At 67.0% G+C, this 1510-nt stretch carries 1 protein-coding gene; it reads left to right on the top strand.

The features are described 5' to 3' along the window. Positions 1–1504, top strand: a 1504-nt coding sequence (locus QC282_RS31970; RefSeq protein WP_279553096.1) for an acyl-CoA carboxylase subunit beta, incomplete at its 5' end; no start/stop codon positions are given. Positions 1505–1510 lie beyond the last annotated feature (6 nt).

The raw sequence follows: 1510 nt of genomic DNA, 5'->3' as shown, positions 1-1510 counted from the left end.
GGCACTGGCCGGGCCGAGTGAGAAGGCGACCGAGGCGCAGCATGCCAAGGGGAAGCTGACGGCTCGGGAGCGGATTGAGCTTCTTGTCGATCCGGGGTCTTTCCGTGAGGTCGAGCAGTTGCGGCGGCATCGGGCGACGGGGTTCGGTCTGGAGGCGAAGAGGCCGTTCACGGATGGTGTGATCACCGGTTGGGGGACGGTGGAGGGGCGGACGGTTTTCGTCTATGCCCATGATTTCCGGATCTTCGGTGGTGCGCTGGGGGAGGCGCATGCGGCGAAGATCCACAAGATCATGGATATGGCCATCGCGGCGGGTGCGCCGTTGGTGTCGCTGAACGACGGTGCGGGTGCGCGTATCCAGGAGGGTGTGTCGGCGCTGGCCGGGTACGGCGGTATTTTCCAGCGCAACACGCGGGCGTCGGGTGTCATTCCGCAGATCAGCGTGATGCTGGGTCCGTGTGCGGGTGGTGCGGCCTACAGTCCGGCGCTGACGGACTTCGTGTTCATGGTGCGTGAGACGTCGCAGATGTTCATCACCGGTCCGGACGTGGTGAAGGCCGTGACGGGTGAGGAGATCACGCAGAACGGTCTGGGCGGTGCGGACGTGCACGCGGAGACCTCCGGTGTGTGCCACTTCGCCTACGACGACGAGGAGACCTGCCTCGCCGAAGTCCGCTACCTGCTGTCGATGCTCCCGCAGAACAACCGGGAGGCGGCACCCCGGGCACCCAGCGGCGACCCCGTCGACCGGCGCAGCGACGTGCTGCTCAACCTCGTTCCCGCGGACGGCAATCGGCCGTACGACATGGCGAAGGTGATCGAGGAGGTCGTGGACGACGGGGAGTACCTGGAGGTCCACGAGCGCTGGGCGCGGAACATCATCTGCGCGCTGGCCCGGCTGGACGGCCAGGTCGTCGGCATCGTCGCCAACCAGCCCCAGTCCCTGGCCGGCGTGCTGGACATCGAGGCCAGCGAGAAGGCCGCACGCTTCGTGCAGATGTGCGACGCCTTCAACATCCCCATCGTCACCTTCCTGGACGTGCCCGGCTTCCTGCCCGGCGTCGACCAGGAACACGGCGGCATCATCCGCCACGGCGCCAAACTGCTCTACGCCTACTGCAACGCCACCGTGCCCCGCATCTCGCTGATTCTGCGCAAGGCCTACGGCGGCGCCTACATCGTCATGGACTCCCAGTCCATCGGCGCCGACCTCACCTACGCCTGGCCCACCAACGAGATCGCCGTCATGGGCGCCGAAGGCGCGGCCAACGTCATCTTCCGCCGCCAGATCGCCGAGGCCGAAGACCCCGAAGCCATGCGGCAGAAGATGGTCAAGGAGTACAAGGCCGAGCTCATGCACCCCTACTACGCGGCCGAACGCGGCCTCGTCGACGACGTCATCGACCCCGCCGAAACCCGCGAAGTCCTCATCCGCTCCCTGGCCATGCTCCAGACCAAACACGCCGACCTGCCCTCCCGCAAGCACGGCAACCCGCCCCAGTAACCCGGC

The organism is Streptomyces sp. DH24 (genome assembly GCF_029813775.1).
GTDB lineage: Bacteria > Actinomycetota > Actinomycetes > Streptomycetales > Streptomycetaceae > Streptomyces.
Note: the sequence above shows the minus strand (reverse complement) of the source record. Positions and strands in the feature narration are given on the sequence as shown.